The 24370-nt window shown below is 39.4% G+C and carries 22 protein-coding genes and 5 tRNA genes; 5 read left to right on the forward strand and 22 right to left on the reverse strand.

Going from position 1 to position 24370, the window contains the following annotated elements:
• The 6 genes from BLR11_RS06275 to BLR11_RS06300 form a co-directional block, all read right to left on the reverse strand.
• On the reverse strand, nt 1–603 hold a 603-nt coding region (locus tag BLR11_RS06275), incomplete at its 3' end, for a GTP-binding protein (protein ID WP_143006409.1).
• A gap of 158 nt (nt 604–761) precedes the next feature.
• Nucleotides 762–838, reverse strand: a tRNA-Met gene (locus BLR11_RS06280).
• Nucleotides 839–843: 5 nt separating this feature from the next.
• Nucleotides 844–919: transfer RNA gene (locus BLR11_RS06285), tRNA-Thr, on the reverse strand.
• A 38-nt stretch (nt 920–957) separates the two neighbouring features.
• Nucleotides 958–1033 (reverse strand) — tRNA-Met (locus BLR11_RS06290).
• An 8-nt stretch (nt 1034–1041) separates the two neighbouring features.
• Nucleotides 1042–1127, reverse strand: a tRNA-Tyr gene (locus BLR11_RS06295).
• A 5-nt stretch (nt 1128–1132) separates the two neighbouring features.
• A tRNA-Thr gene (locus tag BLR11_RS06300) sits at nt 1133–1208 on the reverse strand.
• 272 nt (nt 1209–1480) lie between these two features.
• Here BLR11_RS06300 and BLR11_RS06305 point away from each other — a divergent pair.
• Nucleotides 1481–2785: an LL-diaminopimelate aminotransferase gene (locus BLR11_RS06305; RefSeq protein WP_091649572.1), complete on the forward strand. Its 1305-nt coding sequence runs from the start codon at nt 1481–1483 to the stop codon at nt 2783–2785.
• 14 nt (nt 2786–2799) lie between these two features.
• Nucleotides 2800–3906, forward strand: coding sequence for a redox-regulated ATPase YchF (ychF, locus tag BLR11_RS06310; RefSeq protein WP_091649575.1), 1107 nt, complete (start codon nt 2800–2802; stop codon nt 3904–3906).
• Nucleotides 3907–4325: 419 nt separating this feature from the next.
• Here the strand turns inward: ychF and BLR11_RS06315 are convergent, their stop codons facing one another.
• The 11 genes from BLR11_RS06315 to BLR11_RS06365 form a co-directional block, all read right to left on the reverse strand.
• A complete protein-coding gene (locus BLR11_RS06315) occupies nt 4326–4916 on the reverse strand; it encodes a DNA-3-methyladenine glycosylase I (protein WP_091649577.1) in 591 nt (196 codons plus the stop codon).
• A 45-nt stretch (nt 4917–4961) separates the two neighbouring features.
• On the reverse strand, nt 4962–6893 hold the full coding sequence (locus BLR11_RS06320; RefSeq protein ID WP_091649579.1) for an ABC-F family ATP-binding cassette domain-containing protein: 1932 nt from the start codon (nt 6891–6893) through the stop codon (nt 4962–4964).
• Between the two features lie 146 nt (nt 6894–7039).
• Entirely contained in the window at nt 7040–8149 is a 1110-nt protein-coding gene (locus tag BLR11_RS06325; RefSeq protein WP_091649581.1) for a type II secretion system protein GspD, read from the reverse strand.
• A 78-nt stretch (nt 8150–8227) separates the two neighbouring features.
• On the reverse strand, nt 8228–8917 hold the full coding sequence (locus tag BLR11_RS06330; RefSeq protein WP_143006410.1) for a hypothetical protein: 690 nt from the start codon (nt 8915–8917) through the stop codon (nt 8228–8230).
• Nucleotides 8841–9836 carry a UDP-glucose 4-epimerase GalE gene (gene galE, locus BLR11_RS06335; RefSeq protein WP_091649587.1) on the reverse strand — a complete coding sequence of 332 codons (996 nt, stop codon included), beginning with the start codon at nt 9834–9836 and terminating at the stop codon, nt 8841–8843. The genes BLR11_RS06330 and galE overlap by 77 nt, the downstream gene beginning before the upstream one ends.
• Before the next feature lie 5 nt (nt 9837–9841).
• Nucleotides 9842–11281, reverse strand: coding sequence for a glucose-6-phosphate isomerase (locus tag BLR11_RS06340; protein WP_091649592.1), 1440 nt, complete (start codon nt 11279–11281; stop codon nt 9842–9844).
• A gap of 285 nt (nt 11282–11566) precedes the next feature.
• Entirely contained in the window at nt 11567–12334 is a 768-nt protein-coding gene (locus BLR11_RS06345; protein WP_091649595.1) for an amino acid ABC transporter ATP-binding protein, read from the reverse strand.
• 15 nt (nt 12335–12349) lie between these two features.
• The gene (locus BLR11_RS06350) at nt 12350–13000 is read right to left on the reverse strand and encodes an amino acid ABC transporter permease (protein WP_091649598.1); all 651 of its coding nucleotides are present in this window, start codon (nt 12998–13000) and stop codon (nt 12350–12352) included.
• 112 nt (nt 13001–13112) lie between these two features.
• On the reverse strand, nt 13113–13916 hold the full coding sequence (locus tag BLR11_RS06355) for an amino acid ABC transporter substrate-binding protein (RefSeq protein ID WP_091649600.1): 804 nt from the start codon (nt 13914–13916) through the stop codon (nt 13113–13115).
• A gap of 17 nt (nt 13917–13933) precedes the next feature.
• The gene (locus tag BLR11_RS06360) at nt 13934–14731 is read right to left on the reverse strand and encodes an amino acid ABC transporter substrate-binding protein (protein WP_091649602.1); all 798 of its coding nucleotides are present in this window, start codon (nt 14729–14731) and stop codon (nt 13934–13936) included.
• A gap of 160 nt (nt 14732–14891) precedes the next feature.
• The gene (locus tag BLR11_RS06365; RefSeq protein WP_091649604.1) at nt 14892–15377 is read right to left on the reverse strand and encodes a hypothetical protein; all 486 of its coding nucleotides are present in this window, start codon (nt 15375–15377) and stop codon (nt 14892–14894) included.
• 144 nt (nt 15378–15521) lie between these two features.
• On the opposite strand from BLR11_RS06365, the gene BLR11_RS06370 reads away from it, so the two are divergent.
• Nucleotides 15522–16229, forward strand: coding sequence for a GntR family transcriptional regulator (locus BLR11_RS06370; protein ID WP_091649606.1), 708 nt, complete (start codon nt 15522–15524; stop codon nt 16227–16229).
• Nucleotides 16222–17094: an epoxyqueuosine reductase gene (locus BLR11_RS06375; protein ID WP_091649609.1), complete on the forward strand. Its 873-nt coding sequence runs from the start codon at nt 16222–16224 to the stop codon at nt 17092–17094. The genes BLR11_RS06370 and BLR11_RS06375 overlap by 8 nt, the downstream gene beginning before the upstream one ends.
• On the opposite strand, the gene BLR11_RS06380 is transcribed toward BLR11_RS06375, so the two are convergent.
• From BLR11_RS06380 to BLR11_RS06390, 3 genes are all read right to left on the reverse strand, one after another.
• Nucleotides 17091–17657 carry a YIP1 family protein gene (locus BLR11_RS06380; RefSeq protein ID WP_091649612.1) on the reverse strand — a complete coding sequence of 189 codons (567 nt, stop codon included), beginning with the start codon at nt 17655–17657 and terminating at the stop codon, nt 17091–17093. The two genes, BLR11_RS06375 and BLR11_RS06380, sit on opposite strands and share 4 nt — an antisense overlap.
• Nucleotides 17654–18604, reverse strand: coding sequence for a signal peptide peptidase SppA (gene sppA, locus BLR11_RS06385; protein ID WP_091649615.1), 951 nt, complete (start codon nt 18602–18604; stop codon nt 17654–17656). Before sppA ends, BLR11_RS06380 begins: the two co-directional genes overlap by 4 nt.
• Before the next feature lie 93 nt (nt 18605–18697).
• Nucleotides 18698–19309: a LysE/ArgO family amino acid transporter gene (locus BLR11_RS06390; RefSeq protein ID WP_091649618.1), complete on the reverse strand. Its 612-nt coding sequence runs from the start codon at nt 19307–19309 to the stop codon at nt 18698–18700.
• Nucleotides 19310–19474: 165 nt separating this feature from the next.
• Between BLR11_RS06390 and BLR11_RS06395 the strand changes: the two genes are divergently transcribed.
• A complete protein-coding gene (locus BLR11_RS06395; RefSeq protein WP_091649620.1) occupies nt 19475–20956 on the forward strand; it encodes an aminotransferase-like domain-containing protein in 1482 nt (493 codons plus the stop codon).
• 134 nt (nt 20957–21090) lie between these two features.
• Here BLR11_RS06395 and dnaB read toward each other — a convergent pair whose 3' ends face one another.
• Nucleotides 21091–22437, reverse strand: a complete 1347-nt coding sequence (gene dnaB, locus BLR11_RS06400; protein ID WP_091649623.1) for a replicative DNA helicase — start codon at nt 22435–22437, stop codon at nt 21091–21093.
• 11 nt (nt 22438–22448) lie between these two features.
• The gene (gene lonC / locus BLR11_RS06405) at nt 22449–24362 is read right to left on the reverse strand and encodes a Lon family ATP-dependent protease (protein WP_091649625.1); all 1914 of its coding nucleotides are present in this window, start codon (nt 24360–24362) and stop codon (nt 22449–22451) included.
• Nucleotides 24363–24370 lie beyond the last annotated feature (8 nt).

Below are 24370 nucleotides of genomic sequence, written 5' to 3' on the forward strand. Positions count from 1 at the left end.
CGGGATATATTCATCTACCGCATCCATCAATTTCAAAATGCTGGCTTCTGCTTCCGGATCTTCTTCCAATGCCTTTAGCGCAGATCCTACGATAATAGGAATTTCATCGCCTGGAAAATCATAGCTGGAAAGAAGTTCGCGAACTTCCATTTCTACTAATTCAATCAATTCCGGATCATCTACCTGATCGGCTTTGTTCAGATATACTACCATTGCCGGTACTCCTACCTGGCGGGCCAGAAGGATATGTTCACGCGTCTGCGGCATTGGGCCGTCTGCTGCGCTTACTACCAATATTGCTCCATCCATCTGTGCGGCACCGGTGATCATGTTCTTTACATAATCGGCATGCCCCGGGCAGTCTACATGTGCATAATGACGCTTATCTGTTTCGTATTCTACGTGTGCTGTATTGATCGTAATACCGCGTTCACGTTCTTCTGGTGCTTTATCAATGTCAGCATACGCTTCAAACTTGGCATAGCCCTTTTTCGACAATACTTTCGTAATAGCTGCTGTCAATGTCGTTTTGCCATGGTCTACGTGTCCGATGGTTCCAATATTGACATGCGGTTTGGTTCTTTCGTATTTTTCTTTAGCCATTTTACTGTTCTTCCTCCTTTAGGAAAAAATAATCTACTTCTTATTGTACATTATTTTACAAAATTATTCTACTATTTTTGATGCGGCATCGGCTGCTTATTTAGTTTCATCTGTCCGCATACAGAAATAACCTCGTTAAAACGAGGTTATATGAAGTATGGTGGCGGCTCGGAGATTCGAACTCTGGACACTGCGGGTATGAACCGCATGCTCTAGCCAACTGAGCTAAGCCGCCATGTGTGGAGCTATTGACCGGGATTGAACCGGTGACCTTATCCTTACCAAGGATACGCTCTACCGACTGAGCTACAACAGCTTATACCGTTCAAAGCAGATATAAAGTTGTGAAAAATATGGTAGCGGGGGCAGGACTTGAACCTACGACCTTCGGGTTATGAGCCCGACGAGCTACCAACTGCTCCACCCCGCGACAAAAAATGGTGGTGGGGGAAGGATTCGAACCTTCGAAGGCGAACGCCGGCAGATTTACAGTCTGCTCCCTTTAGCCACTCGGGAACCCCACCAATTTTGGAGCCGACGATAGGACTTGAACCTACAACCTACTGATTACAAGTCAGTTGCTCTACCAATTGAGCTACGTCGGCAATTATTCCGTTGCATTGTTCAACAGAACATAAATAATTATACTTTCCAGATTCGTTTCTGTCAATAGTATTTCTATATTTTTCTTCGTTTTTTATTATTTTTCTATTCTTATATCATTATATTTTTTTGTATGGCTGCATATCTTAGTATATTACGCATTTTACTATTTATTTGTATTGCCAAGAATTCTCTTTGCAAGCCTCTCCGAATGTAGTAAAATGAATTGTACGCCATTATATCAATACTATTGTATATAAGGAGGGGCTATATTATGGCACATATTAATGAAAATTACTTAAAACTCCCCGGTAATTATTTATTTGCAACAATTGCAAAAAAAGTAGCCGATTTTTCACAAAAAAATCCTAATGCCAATATTATTCGTCTAGGTATCGGCGATGTGACTCGACCCTTAGCGCCGGCAGTTATTGAAGCTATGCATAAAGCTGTCGATGAAATGGGTAAAGCGGAAACATTTCGCGGCTATGGTCCGGAACAAGGTTATGAATTTCTTATCAACAAAATTATCGAATGGGATTATGAAACACGCGGTATCCATCTCGATACAGATGAAGTATTTATTGGTGATGGAGCCAAGACAGATGTCGCATGTATTCAGGAAATATTTGATAAAAATATGACATTTGCTGTTGCCGATCCCGTATATCCGGTATATCTCGACTCTAATGTCATGGCTGGCCACACAGGTGAATTCATTGATTTAAAGGGAGTTTATAAAGATGTTGTTTATCTTCCCTGCACAGAGGAAAATGGGTTTAAGGCAGAACCTCCAAAAGATAGAATTGAATCAATGGAATTAAAAAACTGCTGTTTCCCAGTACCTGCAAATAAGAAAAAAGAACATGTTGACCTCGTTTACCTTTGCAATCCAAGTAATCCTACAGGCACCGCAATGAGCAAAGAAGAACTTGCGGCGTGGATATCCTATGCAAAAGAAACCAACGCTATCTTGTTATATGATTCGGCCTATGAATCTTACATTACGGAACCGAATATACCGCATAGTATTTATGAAGTAGAAGGGGCTAAAGATGTCGCTATCGAATTCCGTTCTTACTCCAAATCAGCAGGATTCACCGGAACTCGCTGCTCTTATGTTGTTGTCCCAAAAACGGTTTTAGCATATACTGCAAAAAATAATGCCATTTCCTTAAATCAATTTTGGAACCGACGTCAATGTACCTGCTTCAATGGAACTCCTTATATTATTCAGCGCGCTGCCGAGGCAGTTTACTCAGAAAAAGGTCGAAACCAGTGCAAGGCTGATGTTGATTATTATATGGAAAACGCCCATATTATACGCGATGGTTTACAGGCTGCCGGCTATACAGTATACGGTGCCACTAATTCTCCTTATGCTTGGGTCAAGACTCCTGCGAACATGAAAAGCTGGGATTTTTTTGATCTTCTCTTAGAAAAAGCACACGTTGTCACCACTCCAGGGTCCGGATTTGGTCCTCATGGCGAAGGGTTCCTGCGTCTTACCGCTTTTGGCACAAGAGAAAATACTATTGAAGCAGTCCATCGTATTGCTGATTTAAAATTGATTAAATAAAAGGTGGAATATCATTGAGTACCAATCTGGAAGTCGGCATCGTCGGTCTGCCGAATGTAGGAAAAAGCACATTATTCAACGCAATTACCAAAGCCGGTGCAGAAGCTGCAAATTACCCCTTCTGCACAATAGAACCTAATGTTGGTGTTGTAGAAGTTCCTGATCATCGTATCCAAGTACTTACGGACATGTATAAGCCCAAAAAGACAATTCCTGCAGTTATGCGGTTCGTTGATATCGCCGGTCTTGTTGCCGGTGCTTCAAAAGGAGAAGGCTTGGGAAATAAATTTTTAAGTCACATTCGCGAAACAGATGCTATTGCTGAAGTTGTCCGTTGTTTCGAAGATTCTAATATAACTCATGTCTCAGGTTCTATTGATCCCTTGCGGGATATTGATATCATTAATACAGAGTTATGTTTAGCCGATATAGAAACTGTCCAAAAACGGGATGATCGTATCAAAAAAATTGCACAATGCGGTGATAAGGAAGCTAAAACAGAAGACGCTATCTTAATGAAGGTCTTATCGTGTTTAGAAATTGGCAACCCTGCACGCAAAGCAAGCCTTACCAAAGACGAGCTGGATATCATAAAAGATTTGAATCTCCTAACACTGAAACCCATTATATACATTGCAAATGTTGCTGAAGACGAAGCTGGCCATCCCAATGATAATCCATATGTCAAAAAGCTCGAAACATTTGCCACCGAAGAAGGGGCTAAAGTGGTTGCCGTATCAGCGAAGATTGAAGCAGAAATTGCGGAACTGCCAGAAGATGAAGCTGCCATGTTTTTAGAAGAATTAAACCTTCCCGAAGCCGGTCTTGACAAACTGATTAAAGCCAGTTATTCATTATTAGGTCTCATTAACTTTTTTACAGCCGGTGCCGATGAAGTCCGTGCTTGGACTATTGTCAATGGCACTAAAGCGCAAAAAGCTGCGGGCAAAATCCATTCCGATATTGAACGAGGTTTTATCCGTGCCGAAATCGTTTCATATAATGATCTCATTGCCTGCGGCAGTGAAACAACCGCTAAGGAAAAAGGACTTGTAAGACTGGAAGGGAAAGAATATATTATGCGTGACGGCGATGTTACGTACTTCCGTTTCAATGTATAACTTTATCCCCATGAGAACAACGTCATATCCGTTAATTTTCCTTTTTGTATTTATTCTACACACGTAGTACCTTCATGTGTTCGTTGTAATTTACATTATTTGAACAACTATATTTTTATACATACATATTGTATTTGAAAAACTTGTTATGTTGCTATATAGTAAAAAGCGCTCACCTTTGATTCATATGGGGTGAGCGTTTCTTGCTATATAGCTTTTTATTTTAAAAATATAATCTTATTTCTAATATTATACATAAACTGCTTGATATCGTATATTATAGGGTACATTTTTCACGCAGTCCAGTCTCCCATAACAAGAGTAGAAAAGTTGTAATATACAGAGTGTTACACAACCGTCATATCAACACACTACTATTTTCATCATCAGGAAGCCTTAAAACAAACAGACTAATATAATTATATTAGTCTGTTAAAGCAGCAATCGATGACATGATCATTTATTATCCCTATCGCCTGTAAAAAAGAATATATAATAACCGGCCCAACAAAAACAAATCCTCTTTTTTTTAAATCCCTGCTGATTTTTTCCGAAATGTCATTTTTATCAGGTATGCTTGATTCCTTTTCCCAATCTCCCTTAATTATATGATTATCTGTATAGTCCCATAAATACGAAGAAAAACTTCCATATTCTTTCTGTATTTGAATAACCGCCAATGCATTCTGTCGGACAGAATAGACTTTTTTTCTATTTTTTACTATACCATAATCAGTAATAATCCGTTCTAACTCATCATTATTCATTTCAGCACATCGCTGAATATCAAAATCATGAAAAGCTGCACGATAAGCATCTCGTTTGCTCAAAATAGTAATCCAAGAAAGCCCCGCTTGTGCCCCTTCCAAAGAGAGCATTTCGAATATATAGCGCTCATCATAGTTGGGAACACCCCATTCTTCATCATGGTATTGCCGCAACAAAAGATTCTTTTCAGCCCAAGGACAGCGTTGTACATGACTCGAAGTCACTACCTGTTGTTTTCTCATATACTGCTCACTTTCTTAAAATACAAAAAAATTTCATTTTCCATCTTACTCACTCAGAGTTTCCCATTTTTCATAAGCTTCATCAAGTTTTTTTTGTGTGTCTTCATACTGTTCCGTCAATGTTATCATTTTTTCAGCGTTAGTTTGATTTTCAGACAAATTCATTTGAAAATCATACATTTTTAAAGTTGCTTCCAATTCAGCAATTTTCATTTCTATATTTTCTATTTTTTTAGCTGCGCCATACAAAGGTGTTTTACGAATAGTTGCTTCCGTATTGTTTTTTTTAGGCGTTTTTTCTTTATCTTTTGCAGCAGACAAAATAGCATCTTCTTTTTTGTGTGTTGTATCTGTCTTCCCCAGTAATTCTTGAACGGCTAATTCTTCTTTTTCCCGCTCTTTTTCTCGATAATATGTATAATTCCCCAAATATTCCTTAAGTTTTTTATTTTCCAATACTAACATTCGTCCCGCAATTTTATCAAGAAAATACCTGTCATGAGACACAACAAGATAGGTACCACCAAAATCAATAAGTGCCTGTTCAAGAATTTCCCGAGTAGGTATATCAAGATGATTCGTTGGTTCATCGAGAATCAAAAAGTTCGGTCCGTGCAAAAATAATTTGAGCAAAGCCAGCCGTGCTTGCTCTCCCCCACTCAACGTGTCAATATGCTTATACACATCATCGCCGCGAAAAAGAAAACCACCCAAAACAGAGCGGGCATCTTCTTCACTATAACTAAATTCGTTCATAATTTCTTCCATGACTGACCATGTACCATGAAGTTCTGTATGTTCTTGAGCAAAATAACCAACATGCACACGGCTTCCCAATGTAATATGACCACTGTCAAATTCTTTTTCTCCCATAATCATCTGAAAAAGTGTTGTTTTTCCTGCCCCATTAGGCCCAATAAGTGCAGCTGACTCCCCTCGGCGCAGTAATAAAGATAAATGGTTAAAAAGTTGTTTATCTCCATAGCCACCGCAAATATCATCAAGAACAAGTACCTTTTGCCCGCACTCTTCTACTGGTTTAAATGCAAAGTGGAGAGAAGTACCTTCTGAAATTAATTCAATTCGTTCCACACGATCTAGTTGAGATTGACGTCCTCGAGCCTGTTTGGATTTAATACCGGCTTTATATTTACGAATATACTCTTCTGTTGCCTTGATCTGCTCCTGCTGTTTTTCATAAGCGCTTTCCATCGCTTTACGGCGCTGATTCCGCTGTTGAACATAGTGAGAGTAATTACCTTTATACTTTGTTATGCTCCCATTTTCCATCTCTAAAATTCCCGTTGTCACTTTATCAAGAAAATAGCGATCATGAGATACGATAAGTATGCCGCCACCATAAGACAATAAATAACTTTCCAACCATTCAAGCATTTCCATATCAAGGTGATTCGTCGGTTCATCGAGAAATAAATAATCAGGGCGGCATACCAGAGCTTTTGCCAAATTAATTCGTGTCTTCTGTCCTCCTGAAAAGCTCTGCACGGGACGATCCATATCTGCTTCCGCAAAACCTAATCCATGAATAATTTTTCGTGACATTGCTTCGTATTCATACCCACCAAGCCATTCAAACCGTTCTTGTAAACGGGAATATCGATTCATAAGTTCCTGAGAATCCGGATGATGCTGCATAGCTTGTTCCGTTTCTTTTAACTGTATTTCACAGCGAAGTACATCCTGCCATGCGTCGCTAATGGTTTGACGCAGTGTAACTGCAGCATCAAATGTTATATTTTGCTGCAGATAGCCGATCGTTTCTCCTTCAGAAATGACAAATGCTCCCGCATCATATTCTTCTTCTCCCATAAGACATTTCAAAAGAGTTGATTTTCCCACACCGTTAGCTCCGATAAGTCCTATTCGTTCACCACGATGTAGTTCAAAAGAAACATTTTGAAATACTGTATGTATACCAAATGACTTTGTTAATTTTTGTACCCTAATACTTCCCACAATATAGCCCTCTTATCTTTCCATAATCTATCGATTATTATATCATACATTACGTATAGCAGCATTGAAAAATCATAGATAATACCTATACGTATTCGTTATCAAGCAGTATATCGCAAAGACAACGGATTCTCAAAATTTTACTTTTATCCGTCTTTTACAATTTCAGCTTTGACCATAATAACAATTTCAGTTTCTTTGCTGGACGTATATTGACTGCGAAACAGCCGACCTATAAACGGCAAACTACTCAAAATAGGAATTTTTCGAAAATTTTCTATATCTTCTTTATCAATAAGTCCTCCAATAACAAGCGTTTTTCCTTGTTCAATCCGTACTTGTGTTTCTGCCTGCCGAGTCATGAACCGATATGCCTTAAGTTCTGTTACCAGAACAGGCGTACTTACTTCTGCTTGAATGTGCGCGGTAATAGATCCGTCATCGTGAATCCATGGTGTATAAATAAGTTTAATCCCTGCATCGGTATAGTCTGTCGTTGTAGTCATTTGTCCATTCTGCAAATGTTCCGTAAGAATGGGAATTCGATCGCCAATAAGAATTTTTGCCATTCTGCCATTACTTGCCATCATATGCGGTTTAGCCAAAATCTTAGCTTTTCCCTGGGTTTCCAGTGCATGAATCTGTGCGGTATAAGCAAAACTGTTCTCATGTCCCGGACCCCCCTCTGCATTCCGCCAATCCCAGTTAAGGCCTAACTCTTTAATAGCTTCTTGATTTAAAGCAGCAATCTCTACTTCAACATTAACTTGACGGGGTGGTATATCAATTTTTTTTAATAAATTTTGTACAGCTGCAAGCTCTCTGCTATTTCCTCGGATAACCAAAGAATTAGTTTCTTCATAACATCGGATATGAGAATCAGATATAATCGCCTGTGCTGCTTTCCGTGCTTCCTCCGCTGAAGCATACGCAAGGTCAAAGGTACGCAATTCTTTACCTCCCTCTGTCTTTCGTCCAGCTGTTATCATATAAATATAACCGCTTTTATCATAATACAGATTTTGACTGGAAGCGATAGCCGTTAACGCCTCTTCAACCGTCACATCAGAAAGATACATGGTTATATTTCCTTGGACAGTATCATCAACAATAAGGTTAAGTCCTCCGCTGCGAGCAAGTCCTTCTACAACAGACCGAACAGGTACATCATGTACATCAATGCAAATTGTCGACGCATGAATCTGCATAATACCCGATAAAAAAATCAAATTTGCCCATATAATCTTTTTTAACATGTTATATATCCTTCTCTGCCGTCACATTTATTCATAGATACATTCATTTTTACCGTATTTACTGTTGCAAATCTGATACTATATCTGTATTTCAATTAGTTTCCCCTCTTTTTTTAACCCAATTGCATTCATATGAATATACATTACAACCCAGTCGGCTATCTGGTCTCCTACAGCACAAGGACGTGTATCTTTTCCTGATTGCAGCAAAACCAAACGTTTCCCCGATGATTCCATAAATCCACAATATCGAGGAAATCGCTCATGTGATATTTTTTCCTGTAATTCTTCTGCATTTTTTTCTTTTGTTTGACTGCTACCTGTTTTTTCCATATGCTGCATATGTTTTTCAAACAAATCCGGCATATGTCTATTTCGCCGCACCGCAGATACATCATACACACAAATTGCCGGTTCAACAGATTCTGCCCCTGCTGCTCCTTCATTTTTATAATGTTGTTTCGAACTTGGTTGATCTTCTATTGTTTTTTGTTCTTGGGAAACAAAAACAGGGGATGAAACATTCCCTGAATGTTTCACTTCCCCTGTTGTCTTTCGGATTTGATTTATAGAATTATCATTTTCAAAAAAACATATTCCCGCAAGAAAAATCAAAATAGCTCCGTACGGAAACCACTTTTTATATTGTTTGGCTATATAATGCTTAACATCAAGCATCACAGCCTGCCGCTTATCTTGAAGTCCCATAACCATGCGGATGACCACTGTGCCACTGCCATGCATCGGCAATAATATTTTCCACATCACTATATTGTGGCTGCCAACCGATGACTTTTTTTATTTTCTGAGATTCTGCCACAAGAACCGCCGGATCTCCGGCACGCCGCGGTGCTTCTTCTACAGTGAAATTCCTGCCCGTTATTTTTTTCGCTGCATCAATAATTTGCCGAACACTAAAACCATGCTGCGAACCTAGATTAAAAGATTGCGATATCCCGCCCATAATGAGATAATCCAGTACCCGACAATGCGCATTTGCTAAATCAGTCACATGAATATAATCGCGAATGCAAGTACCATCTTCCGTCGGATAATCGGTTCCGAATATTTTAATGCTTGATCTTTGTCCCAACGCCGTCTGCAGAACAAGTGGTATAAGGTGTGTTTCCGGCATATGGTCCTCCCCAATTGTACCATCATGATCGGCCCCCGCCGCATTAAAATAACGAAGCGCCGCATACCTTAACCCATAGGCACGACTGAATTGGGCCAACATGCGTTCAATCATAAGCTTGGTCTGCCCATAAACATTAGTAGGTTTATACGGCATATCTTCTGTAATTGGTATTTTTCCCGGTTCTCCATAAACCGCCGCTGTCGAAGAAAATACAAAATACTGTACTCCAGCCTGCCGTGCCGCCTCTAAAAGGCAATAAGAGCCAACAATATTATTATCATAATATATGGTTGGATTATCCATTGATTCTCCAACTTGACTGTGTGCAGCAAAATGAACAACAGCTTCTATTTTATTCAGTTCCATTATATCCCGAACCGTATCTATATGATGAATATCTTCCGTAATCAAGGTTACCTCTGCCGGCACAGCTTGACGATGTCCACGAGACAAATTATCCAATACGAGAACTCTATGCCCTTGTGCCAACAATGCTCTTACAGTATGGCTTCCAATATACCCAGCCCCACCAGTCACTAATATATGCATCTATATCATTCCTCCTGCAATTCTTTTAATTTTTGCTTCAAGAAAGATTTATAAACCTCCACCCCTGGTTGATCAAAGGCATCCACATTGGCAAACTCTCCTTCATAAGCAATAGATATACAAAGCATAAACATAAGCTCACCCAAGTGGAACGGGGTCAATTCTGGAATAATAAATGCTGCATTATATCGATTTTCTTTTGCCAACGCATACGCATTTGATTTTTGTGCGGCCTCCAATATACTGCTTAGCGGCAATCCGCTAAAAGAAGACAAGGCTCCATATTCATCATAAATATGTGGAACCACGATATCTTGCTGCCACTTTTTCACCACCACAAACTGCACGACCTTATTTAAAGGACCTTCTTGATGTTCTTGTGTTTGAGCATGCATATCAGTTGTCCCGACAGCTACTACAGGAGTACGTCCGTAATGAATAATTTTACCATTTTTATCTACACGTTTTCCCAGTGATTCAGCGAGAAGTTGAACATACCATTCCGATAAAGATCTCAGGCAATCTCCATAGGGCATAAAAACTTCAATAGTACGTCCGTGATTAACTCCCGCCAAATATTTCAAAACACTATTAAGAAGTGCCGGGTTTTTCCAAATATCTGCAGACTGGCAAAGCAAATCCATCGCTCTTGCTCCGGAAAGAAAAGATTGAAAATCAAACCCAATCAACGCTCCTACAATAAGTCCTACCTCTGAAAATACGCTAAACCGTCCGCCCACTCCGTCAGGCACACAAAAAACAGGCCATCCTGATTTGCGGGCAACTTCATGAAGAAGTGTTTCCCGACTCCCCGTATGAGGATCGGTAACAGCTATCACCGCTAGTTCAATACCACTATCTTCCAGTTCTTTTTTACAAATCATAAAATTTGACATCGGCTCAATAGTAGAACCCGACTTAGATATAACAACTGCCATAACCTTATATCCGATTTTACAGCGGCTGTCCGATTTAAGATATCGGATCAATTCATTAAGCCTATGGGAATCTACATTATTGCCGGCAAAAAAAACTTTAGGCCATCCGTTCCGTTCTACATCACTTTTCAAATTCCAAAATTCACCGCACTGCACATCGAACAAAACCTTTCCCCCTAGATATGAACCACCTATACCAAAGAAGATTACCGCATCAATTTGTCCTTTAACAGAACGTCCCAATTCCTCTAATGCCATCATCCGTTCCGGACTATTTATATTTCCCTCCGCTATATAAGGAAGCTGTGTGTACAAAACACGTTCCGGTTCTCCGTCTTTAGATACGTGTCCTGATACTATACCGGTTTTACGCATGTTCATTACTGTATGATGAGCTTTAGTATACACCGGGGAAAATTTTCCCAGTTCTTCTTCCGTAATTTTTCCCGGTCCATATAAATTTTCCGTGTCAAAAACAAACCCTGTTTCTAGTGTAATCCCCGACATTATAATCACTACCCTTCGCATTCGATACATTCTGTTTTCATTATACCATAGCCAAAAGGAACATGCAGAAAAACCATTGTATCTGTTATTATTTTATTTTTAACTTTTAAGTCAATATATCATGTATATTAATTTTATTCAATCCATTTCCTATTTTTTTAATTATTAAATGAAAATTTTAAGTTAGTTCCAATTAAATATTAATCTGTTTTTAACGCGGTCAACAAAAACAAGGTGTGCATATAAAAAAAGCGATTCTGCCAACTTGGCGAATCACTTTTTTTATCAGAAGCGCAGCATAGATTTTAGAAAATTTTTAGTCCGTGCTGATTTAGGATGTTCAAAAATTTGTTCCGGCGTTCCTTCTTCTTCAATAATCCCTTCTGCCATAAATAAAATACGCTTAGAAACTTCTTTGGCAAAAGCCATTTCATGTGTAACAATAATCATCGTCATATTGTCATCAGCTAATTGCTTGATCGTCCGCAATACTTCCCCCGTTAATTCCGGATCCAATGCAGATGTCGGTTCATCAAAAAGCATAATGTCCGGATTCATTGCTAAAGCCCTGGCAATCGCTACTCGTTGTTTTTGTCCGCCAGACAGTCGAGAAGGATAAACATTGCACTTATCCCATAAGCCCACTTTTTTAAGCAGTGCTTCTGCTATTGGCATTATTTCTTCTGTTTTCTTGCCTTGTACAACACGCGGAGCTTCCAGAATATTGTCGAGCACCGTCATATGTGGAAACAAATTAAAATGCTGAAAGCACATTCCCATACGAAGGCATATTTTATGCACTTGTGAAGAAGGTGCATAAATAGACCTGTTCACGCCCTGCGGCTGCCGTGTCATAACATCTCCGCCGACTATAATAGTACCTCCGTCAATAATTTCCAAATTGCATAAACAACGCAAAAATGTACTTTTCCCGCTTCCAGAAGGCCCTATAATGGAAACCACTTCCCCTTCTTCCACATGCATGGTACAATCTTTTAATACTTCTAAACTGCCAAATCTTTTATGTATGTGATCCATTTCAATTAAGCTCATAATTACATTCCTCTCTTATTCATCGTATACGGCATAGCGTGCTTCCAAATAGCTAAATATTTTTGTCAGGATGAATGTAAAAAACAGATAAAATAGGGCGGCGACAATAAATGCCGTTGTATCGAAATCTCGTTGTACAATAGAGCGTGTAATGCGCAAAATATCATTCATTGCTAAAATATATACCAGAGAGGTATCTTTCAAAAGATTAATCGTTTCATTTGCTATCGGCGGCAAAACTCGTTTAACAACCTGCGGCAAAATAATACGGCGCATAGTTTGTACATATGTCAGTCCTAACACCTTAGCGCCTTCATACTGTCCCCGTTCGATAGACTGAATACCGCCTCTAAAAATTTCCGCAAAATACGCCGCATAATTAAATACAAACGCGATAATAGCGGCCGGAAAATCAGGAAGTCTTAATCCTTCAATAATAAACGGCAATCCATAATAAATAAACAAAATCTGCAACATAAGCGGAGTACCGCGCATAACATAAATATAAGCACCCATAAACTTGCGTAAGGGAGTCAGTTCAGAAATACGAGCCAATGCCATGAATATTCCCAAAGGCAGGCTTAACACAATTGTTATTACAAATATTTTCAAAGTAATTTGCAAACCTACAGCAACAGCAGGTACAATATTTAATAAATAATCCATGTAAACACTCCTTACATAATACTATCCCGGTAAAAAAACAAAGCTTATAAATGCTTAAATGAGGGGCCATCTGGTCCCTCATTTATCAGCATTCAAAACCTATACTTTTAATTTACTGCACAGGAATTGTAATATCTGTTTTAAACCATTTTTCCGATAACTTCTTCATTGTACCATCTGCACTCATTTCCTTCAATACAGAATTTAGTTTATTCACCAACACTGTATCATCCTGCCTCATTCCGACTCCAAACTCTTCATCCCCCATACTGCCTGCAAGTACTCGGAATTTTCCTTCTTTTTTGGTCATATAGTACCGGCCAACGACGCTATCGACTAAGACGCCATCCGTACGTCCTACTTCCAAATCCATCAAAGCTGCCACAAAATCACCGTACAATTTCACATCTTGTAAGGAATTTTTAAAACCTTGGTCTTTATCCAACGCATCTACAGAACTGCTTCCTTCCTGCGTACCAATAACTTTCCCTTTCAAATCATCCTTGGTCTGAATTGATGAATCTGCCCGAACAATAAGGATCTGCGCATTCTTCATATACGGTTTAGAAAAAGCAATTTGTTTTTTACGGCTATCTGTAATAGTAAGACCATTCCACAGCATATCTACTTTTTTACTCTTTAAAGCAGCTTCCTTACTATCCCAATCAATCGGTTTAAATTCAACCTTTACACCCATCCGCTTTGCCGCTTCATTAGCTAAATCAATATCAAAACCAATAAGCTTGCCGCTTTCATCCCGAAAACCCATCGGCGGAAAATTATCATCAAGACCAATAACAATTTTATCGGGCATTTTTTGACTATCTTGTTTCTGCGATTGACTTCCGCATCCAGCAATCAGAATTGCGGCGGTAACTGCAATCATACCTGCTAAAGCCGTTTTTTTCCAATTCATCATGATATCCTCCTATATTACATGGACACGTCCATGCCAAACCATTTTTCTGAAATTTTTGTTGATGTACCATCTTTATGCATTTCTTCTAAAACCTTATCAAGCTTTGCCTTCAATTCTGTATCATCCTTACGCATCCCCACGCCACTTGGAATATCAGGGTATCCTACATCAATAATGCGAAAATCCGATTTATTCTTTGTCATGAAATACCCTGCTGAGGTCTTAGCAACAACAACGGCATCAATGCGCCCAACTTGAAGATCCATAAAGGAAGTAACATTATCAGAATATGTTTTTAATTCTTTAAAAGAATCTCTTAATTCCGGTTCTTGATTAATTGCTTCAAGTCCAGTACTGCCTTGCTGCGTACCAACAATTTTACCAGCTAAGTCCGCTTTACCCTTGATAGGCGAATCTGCACGAACCAGCAATATCTGTGGACCATTTTCATAAGGTCGGGAAAACAGAATATTTTTTTCTCGTTCGGGAGTAATAGATAACCCATTCCAAATCGCATCAATTTTTTTACTTTTTAACTCTGTTTCTTTACTATCCCAATCAATAGGTTTGAATTCAACCTCAATCCCTAAGCGTTTTGCTGCTTCCTTAGCCATATCAATATCAAAACCGACCAGCTCACCGCTTTCGTTATGAAAGCCAAAGGGAGGGAAATTATCATCAAGTCCGATAACAATCTTATTTTTCTGTGCCGTTGCTCCAGAATCTGCTTTCTTTTGATCGCCGCAGCCAACAGCAAAAAAAACAACCATACTTGCCGCAAGCCCGGCAACAGCTAATTTTTTCCAATTCATGAGGACATCGCTCCTTGTATTGTTAGAATCAATATAAATATTGTACTTTATTTTGGTAAAACAGGAAAGTATTTTTGTAATCCAAAAATACATATTTATGACAATTTATCTTGTATTATCTAAACAATTCGACATTTTTCTCAATTTTATAAACTATTTTTCATTTTTCTTGTTCTTTTTTGATTCTTTGAATAACTGCCTGTTTGTTCTTAGAAGATAAAAACTGCAGATGAATAGGCAATACAGCTATACCGCCCTCTTCAGGCGCTCCCAGTTGAATTTCCCGCCAATCATCTGAAATGCTAAAAATATTTTCATACGGAATAAATACCAGCGACTTCTCTTCGTGGGTTTGTTCATCTATAAATTCACGAAGAGACATAAATTGCCTCCGTACAATAATTCCTTTCTCTGTCACATAGCATATGATATCGCGTTGCCGATGAATGCGCCATAAACAAAAAACAAGGACGCCCATATTATCTAATTTTGAAAAAAAAGTTGGTTCCGGCAACATATCCCAGAGAAAATATGCTCCAACAAGGGTAAATATAAGTTGCATAAACATCGAAAAAATACGGGAATTTTCATATTTTTCTTCTATTTCCCCACAGGAAAATCGTTGCATCAATCCTAATTTATCCATAAGATCTCCCTTTACCTATAATTATGTATTCAAAATATCTCACTTTTATTTTACACTATTTACGAATTGTCTGTCAGTTTTAGTGGTATTTGTGTGGTATAATAATTGCAAACCTATTTAGTAGTACTATTAAGGGGGATAATCATGACAAACCCAAATCAACGTTCATTAAAAACACAAATTTATCATATTATAAAAAAAAGATTATTAGACCAAATATATCAAGACGGCCAAATTCTTACAGAAAGAAAACTCTCAGAAGAGCTTAATGTCAGCCGTACTCCCGTTCGGGAAGCTATGCAGCGTTTACAAAAAGAAGGCTGGGTTCAATATGTCCGCAACAAGGGTATTATTGTAAAAAGCATGGATGCCAGCGATCTTATTCATATTTTTCAAATCCGCACTGCCTTAGAAATTTTAGCAGTTAAATTGGCTTGCTCGCGTATTAACTCTGACCAGCTTCAATTACTGCGTCTGTCATTAATACAACAAGCAGGAAAAAAAGAAGGGACTATGCCCGATTATCAAAAATTTATTCTTTATGATACAGAATTTCATAATATTATTATTGATGCTGCAGGAAACATGATGCTGCGGTCTATTATTGATGAAATTCGCGATAAGATCAAACGAACCGGCATAAATTCACTATACAGCCGCAAGAGCCGCATTGCTGAAGCTGTTACGGAACACACAGCAATCGTTGATGCATTGGAAATCAAAGATATAGACAGCGCCTGCCAAGCCATGGAAAAACATTTGGATATTTGTTATACCTCTGCATACGGCTATATTGTCCGGCCTGAAATTCAAAAGCAGCACAGCGCAGAAAAGGGAGATATTCATGGATAGTAACCGTCTTAAAAAGTATGCCCGCTCTTTAGGGTTGGATTGTCTTGGCATTACTTCTTCCGAATTAATCATCCCTGCGGAGGGGAAAAAAATTTGTCCGTTGGCTGCCGGCCAAGGTATAGAGCGGTATACACCGCAAGCTTTATTAAAAAATTGTCGTGCTGTTATCGTCGTTTTATTTCCTTATTATGTACCTACAGCGGAACCGAGCAATTTGTCTATATACACACAAAGTCTGGATTACCATCTCATTATACAAAACTATTTAAAACTTCTCCAACATTTTATGGAACAAGAATATCCGCAAAGCAATCATTACCTTTGTGCAGATACGTCTCCTCTTTGTGACCGATATCTTGCCCATCAAGCTGGTCTAGGCTTTATTGGTGATAATAATTGTTTTATCCATCCTATCTATGGGTCTTATTGTTTTATTGGCAGTTTATTAACAACAGTCCCCCTAATTCCCGATAAGCCGCTTACAAAAGAATGTTTTCACTGCGGTGCCTGCCGTAAAATCTGTCCGGGAAATTGCTTTATTAATTCTGACTATAATTATGAATGCTGCAAATCTTATTTAACACAAAAAAAAGGCGACTTAACGCCGCCTGAAATTGCAATTATAAAAAAAACTTCTCTTATTTTCGGTTGTGATGAATGTCAGCGCGTTTGTCCCCATAATCGATATATTCCAATCACTCCAATCTCGGAATTTCGCAAAGATAGAATTCTGCAGTTACGACGGACGGAACTACTTTCGCTAACAAATACTCAATTTCGCAGAACGTATGGAAATCGTGCTTTCGCTTGGCGTGGAAAATCGATATTACTGCGAAATTTAGAGTATATGGATAAAGAGCTCTAAAAACCCTTAACTAATGTTAATACGCTAAAAGCAAACCATATAACAAGAATAATAATCACACAAACAACGATAATCATCGGCATGCATACCGCCAGTGTGCTGCGGGCCGTACTCATACCATAAGCAGATCGAACTGCCAATACAGATAAAACCAGCGTCCACAGCAACGATGCAATTGATATGAAATGAACCAGAATCGATGGTAAAATAAATAGTAAGCTTTCTGCTAATGTAGCAAAATTAAGAGGTATATTAGAAAATCCCAATCCCGCCGCTAATGCTTTTATAGTACCGCTGCCTCCTAAAAGGCAGGAAATTCCATGGATGAAAATAATCTGAAGAATAAAACACACACATCCAAAAAGCAAAGCTCCGAATGCCGCTCCTATATGAGCGCCTGACAATTGGACTATCGCTGACACACAAGGAAGTATTAGTGTAAATATCCAAATTAACACTCCTTCACGAAGCCGCCTTTCCTGCACAATTTTATCCAGTGTGACTTTGGGCTTTGTAATAAGGTCATACGTATATTCCAGCGTATCTAAAATCAAAGATCTCATCGCTGCAGCACTCCTTTCATAAGAAGCAAGGGAAGTGGTACCGCCGTATCCGTACTAAACTGGGAACGTATAAATTGTGATAAAGAGCTGTTTCCTTCCAGCAATTGCTTCCAGGATACCGAATGATCGTACTCTACCGTAGGTACATTATCTGGATTTGCACCGATTCGTTTTCCCGCATCAGCCAAAGCATCATAATAATTTCCCATTTTATCTACGAGCCCCAGCTGCTGGGCTTGTGCTCCCGTAAAAACGCGTCCATCTGCAAGAGTTCTCACTTTTGCTTCATCCATATGACGGCCCTTTGCCACAACAGCTACAAACTGATCATACATATCATTGACCATTGTCTGCGTCATCTGCCGTTCTTCCTCGGTCATCGGTCTGAAAGGAGAAAATATATCTTTATGAGCTCCCGACTTAATTTTTTCTTCGGAAACGCCAAGTTTTTGACTCAGTCCCTGCAAGTCATAATATGACATATACACACCAATACTGCCGGTTATGGTAGATGGATTAGCATAAACTGTATCCCCATAGACAGAAAGCCAATACGCTCCGGAAGCAGCGGTATCTCCCATGGAAACAATAACCGGTTTTCCGCTTTTTTTAAGTCGTTCCAATTCTGTTGCTGCTTCTTGCGTTGCTGCCGCACTGCCTCCTGGACTATCAATACGCAGTAAAACGGCCTTTACTTCTTGATCCTTTCGTGCCTTACGGAATTCTCGCATAAGACTTCCCGATGTTGTAACGTTAGAGCTGCTAAATCTCATGGGATCATCATCGCCTCCCACAATAGGTCCGTTAACACGGATGACCGCAACTTTTCCTTTCTCTGTCAATTGATGCACCGGACCTGCTTTCGTATAAAAACCGGCAACACACACAACTGCCACTATAATGGCTGCCACAGCTGCCGTAATTGTAATCTTCTGTTTTCGTTCCATATGCATTCCTCCCTTGTTACTCCATATAATACCACAAGCAGAAGAAAAAAACGATAGTCCTGCTCAAGCAGTATCATGAGATCAATTTTTATATCAAGGCAGAAAGATACAAAATTGAATCAGCAAATTTACTCCGTATCCTATGATAACAATTCCACAAGTTTTATTGATAACATGAAGCACCTGAGGTGTAAAGCGGCGATTGCATAAAGACACAAAAAAAGTAATCCCCAAAAACCATAATCCCGATGCAGATATCATGCCCATTAGAAAATGAACAATCTCGGTTTCAGGCAATGTTGCCTGAAATGCGCCCAACATCATCGTTCCGTCAATAATCGCCTGGGGATTGAACCACGTAACAATACAGGCGGTGAACACCACTTTTATTAAAGAAATATTTGTATTTTGAGTGTTTTTTAAAAACGTTTCCGTTCTAAAAAGAATAATTCCAATATAAACCACCAGCAGTCCCCCCATTCCCATAATAATCAAACGCATCCAAGGATATATTTTCATTAAAGCCCCAACACCAAAAAAACAAAATAAAGCAAGAGTAACATCAAAGAATATAACAATAATCGCTGTCAGTAATGCCCGTGTCCGTCTTTGAGTAAGAGCAGTATTAATAACGAATAAATTTTGCATTCCGATAGGCGCCAAATAAGCTAATCCCAAAGTTAACCCCTGTAAATAATAAAACATGATTTACACTCTCCCAACCAAAAATATTTATTTTTATTTCTATTTACAAATACTTACATTGATATATACTTGTAACTGCAAGCGTTTATAAAGTATAGTATACGTTAATACTTATCACTTGTAACCAACCAACAAGCACTATACATCCCAACCAAAGGAGAGACAATGCGGCAATTAAACCGAATTCCTCAAAATCGCTGGAAGCCGGATAAAGCATCTTCCATCCCACTTTACACACAAATTATAAGATATATATGCGAGCGCATTACCAGCGGAGATTGGAAAATCGGTATGCGATTACCTTCACAGCGACAACTGGCAAAAACCTTTCTGGTAAATCGAAGTACCATCGTAACTGCAATGAATATGTTGATTAGTGACGGTCTTTTAGATACCGCGCATGGTGCCGGAACCTACGTTTCCAGTAATCCTTGGTCCCTTCTTATACACCGTTCCGTTAACTGGAGCCATTATGTATCCACCGGAAGTTTTCGAGAAAACCTTCCTTCTGTTCAAGCTATAAATCGCTATGAAGCCACACCCGGCATACTTCGTCTTGGAACGGGTGAATTAAGTCCCGATTTATTTCCCCGCAATTATTTTCAAACAGCGATAGAAAAAGTATCTCGTTCTGTATCTTCTTTAGGATACGCAGAACCATTAGGCCTACTATCTCTTCGTAAAACGCTTTCCTCCTTATTAGCAAAACAAGATATTAGCGCTTCTCCTTCTAATATTCTTGTAACCTCCGGTTCTCTGCAGGCCCTGCAGTTAATTTCTGTTTCCATACTTCGCGCAGGCGCTACCGTCTTCACCGAATCTCCCTCATATCTAAAATCGTTGCAGCTTTTTCAATCTGCGGGTCTGCACTTGAAAGGAATTCCGCTTGACAAAGATGGATTGGAATATTGGCGCATTTCTTCTAGTTTTTTCGATTTTCATCGTCAAACGCTGCTCTACACGATTCCCACAAATCACAATCCTACCGGAATCACCATGAGCGAACGACGCCGACATGAATTAATTGAGTTCTGCAACCATCTTCAACTCCCCATCATTGAAGATGACGCCTACGGTTCTTTATATTTTGAGCCAAATCCGCCCAAACCACTTAAAGCCCTTGATAAAAACGATGCAATTATTTATCTGGGTACCACATCCAAATCACTGGCAGCCGGGCTGCGTGTTGGTTGGCTCGTCGCTCCTGAAGCAATCGTCCAGCGGCTGGGTGATGTAAAAATGCAAATGGATTATGGAGCAAGTTCGTTATCGCAATTAATTCTAACTGAAATTATTGAAAGTGGAAATTATACTACCTATACTAAACAGCTGCAGCAAAAACTGCTGCAGCGTCGAAATATGGCTCTCACCGTGTTAAATGAATATTTTTCTGATTTAGGTACATGGAATATTCCTAAGGGTGGTTTTTACATTTGGGTTACTTTGCGGAAAAGAATCCCCATGGAAATTCTCTTCTGTAAAGCAATAAAAAAAGGGATTCTTTTGAATCCCGGTGATATGTACGACTTTAATCCTAATCATTCTCTCCGCATTTCTTATGCCTATTTAAATAAACAAGAGTTTACCAAGGGAATACAAGAGTTAGCTATATTGATTAGATCCTTATCAAAAAATAGTAGTTCTTAAAATTATTTATATTTCGTATACACATCTCTATCTTATTATAGTATACTGTGCTCTATAATAAAAAAATAAATCAACCATATGAAGTAGTTATAAAAAGACTGCCGCCTCAAATTAGGCCGGCAGTCTTTTTATGTTCAATTTATTCCTTCCCCATGATGGGTATCAAGATTCATAAACAACGTACATTCACTCTTAAAGAAAAGTTCTACTGTACCTACTGGTCCATTACGATGTTTCGCTACAATAACTTCCGTAATATCTTTACGATCACTTTCAGGATTATAATATCCTTCCCTATAAAGAAAAGATACAATATCCGCATCTTGTTCCAATGCACCTGATTCGCGAAGATCACTAAGCATAGGTTTCTTTTCTTGACGGCTTTCGACACTGCGGCTAAGCTGTGACAACGCAATAAGCGGAACTTTAAGCTCACGAGCCAACGCCTTTAACGAACGGGAAATTTCAGAAATTTCCTGTTGTCTGTTCTCACTGCTACGCCGGGATGACCCCTGCATAAGCTGTAAATAATCGACAATAATAAGGTCCAGTCCATGTTCTGATTTTAACCGACGTGCTTTAGAGCGCATTTCCGAAACGGTAATTCCCGGTGTATCATCAATATAAATAGGTGATTGATACAACTTATCGCAAGCATCAGTAAGTTTACTCCATTCTGCATCACTATTAAGTTGTCCAGTCCGCAATTTTTGTGAATCCAAATGAGATATCTGGCACAAAAGGCGCTGTACCAGCTGGTCTTTAGACATTTCCAAAGAAAAGAATGCTACTGTTTTTTGTTGACGTACTCCGACATTTTGTGCAATATTAAGTGTAAAAGCGGTCTTTCCCATAGATGGTCGCGCTGCGACCAAAATCAAGTCCGAAGGCTGTAATCCGGAAGTAAGTTTATCCAAATCGCGAAAACCTGTAGGTAACCCAGTAAGCCCCGCTTTATTCTCATATAGCTTGGTAATTTTATCAAACGTTTCTTCTACAACTTCACCAACCGAAGAAAAATCTCCCTTATCTTTATTTTCTGATAAATGAAGAATTTGACGTTCTGCATTATTCAATAATTCATCTGGCTCTTTTTCGCCATCATAGGCTTCCGTCGTAAGATCCGTACAAGTTGTAATAATATTACGGACCAGTGCCTTATCCGCAACTATATTTGCATGATATTCTATATTAGCTGCCGTAGCAACCATATTAGGCAAACTGAGAACATACTCGATGCCGCCTACATCATCCAATTTCTTCATCCGGCGCAGTTCTTCCGGCAGCGTGATGACATCAATTTCTTTGTTATCATGATGCAGTTGGAGCATCGCCTCAAAAATAATACGATGCACATCCCGGTAAAAATCTTCGGGACTAAGTTTCTCCATTGCCACGATAACAGCATTATGATCGATGAGCATCGCTCCCAGAACCGCTTGCTCCGCTTCTACATTTTGCGGCGGTATGCGTTGTTCCATCGTTTATCCTCCTACATATCTTTTACAAGCATAATATCCAGTACCTCATGAATAGTTTCTACTGGATGAACATTCAAATTCAAATGATCTTTTGGAATATCTTGTTCATTTTCCTTCGGTATAATGATTCCAGTCATACCGGCCTGACGTGCCCCATAAGCCTTTTCAAAAACACCGCCTACCGGTTTGACCATACCTTGAACGGAAATTTCTCCGGTAATAGCTATATCCTGCCTGACCGGCTGCTGCGTTACTGCCGATACAAGTGCCGTAGTAATAGCACATCCCGCTGAAGGACCATCAATATTCCCGCCGCCAATAAAATTGACATTTACATCATAATCGGATAGTTCCTGCCCCGTTACTTCCCGCACCACGGCAGCTGCATTAAACATCGAATCTTTAGCCATAGAACCCGCAGTATCATTAAATCGGTAATATCCCTTACCTGGATTTTTTGCAGGAAAAGCTATCGATTCTATTTCTATAGCCGACCCTAGATATCCCGCCACTCCAAGACCAAAAACTTTGCCTATTGCAGGAATAACAGAAGCTTTTTTCGTTACATATGGGACCAGTCGGCTAATTTGTGCTACACGATGAACATGATCCTTTGTAATTATAATGTCATCTTTGCTGCCTGCCTGATATACAGCAAGTCCATATGAATCCGCCAAAATATTAACAGCTTTACGCCCTTCAATGGTAAATTCACTAATGAGTTGAGGAACGTCTTTTTCCAAACATACATCCAGCGTCTCTGCTGCATTGCAAACAATTTCCTGAATATCTCCCGGCACAAGAGGTTCAAAGAATACTTCCGCACATCGCGACCGGATAGCCGGATTGATTTCTGATGGGTCTCTGGTTGTCGCTCCGATAAGAATAAAATCCGCCGGTGCTCCTTCCGCAAAAAGTTTACGAATATATGCCGGGACTTGTGAATCAGACTCATCATAATACGCTGATTCAAATTTTACCTTTTTATCTTCCAGTACTTTCAATAACTTATTTAGCAGCATAGGATCCATTTCGCCGATTTCATCAATAAATAAAATACCGCCATGCGCTTCCGTAACAAGTCCAGGCTTGGGTTCAGGTATCCCTGTTTCCGCTAAATCTCGGCGTGCACCTTGATAAATAGGATCATGCACCGACCCGATAAGAGGATTTGTCATATCACGAGAATCCCATCGCAAAGTTGTGCCATCCGTTTCTACAAAAGGTGCATTACTGCCGAACGGAGTAAACGGGAGTTTTTTAGCTTCATCCAAAATAATACGTGCCGCTGTAGTTTTGCCAACACCGGGAGGACCATATAATAAAAGATGCTGTGGGTAAGTAGACGCCAACTTGCTTTGCATAGCTTCTACGGCGCGCTCTTGTCCTACAATCGCACTTAATTTCTTAGGCCGCATTCGTTCCATAATAGACTCAGTAAGTTTAATACCATCAAGTTTCTGCAAATCCTGAAGTTTTTTCTTTGATTGAGGTGTTTCCACTTCATTCATTTCTTCTTTAATGACCTGCATCTTAATTTCCTGTACATATTCCTGCTGCTTTTCTTCCATCTTTTGAGAAATTTTCTTTTCCAAACGCTCTTCCACCGCTTGGCGGGCCAACATCTCAGCCAAAACCATTTCCAACTCATTCAAGATATCTACAACTTGATTATCATCGGGAATAGCCTCATAAGAAGCATCTTCATAGATCAACCGCTGGAGTCCGACTAGACGATGGCGCGGATCTTCGGAATGCACATAAGACAACGCCGAATACTTACTGGCACGCAATACCATTTTTTCCGGACCGATAAGTCCTGTAAAAGCACCATAAAGAACGTTAACTTGGCGGCGAAGTTCTTCTTCCGCCGTTGGTTCCAGATATTTATGACGTTGCAGTAATTTATCCAACAATTCTTTCATATCGCACC

Source organism: Megasphaera paucivorans, assembly GCF_900103535.1.
GTDB classification, from domain to species: domain Bacteria; phylum Bacillota; class Negativicutes; order Veillonellales; family Megasphaeraceae; genus Megasphaera_A; species Megasphaera_A paucivorans.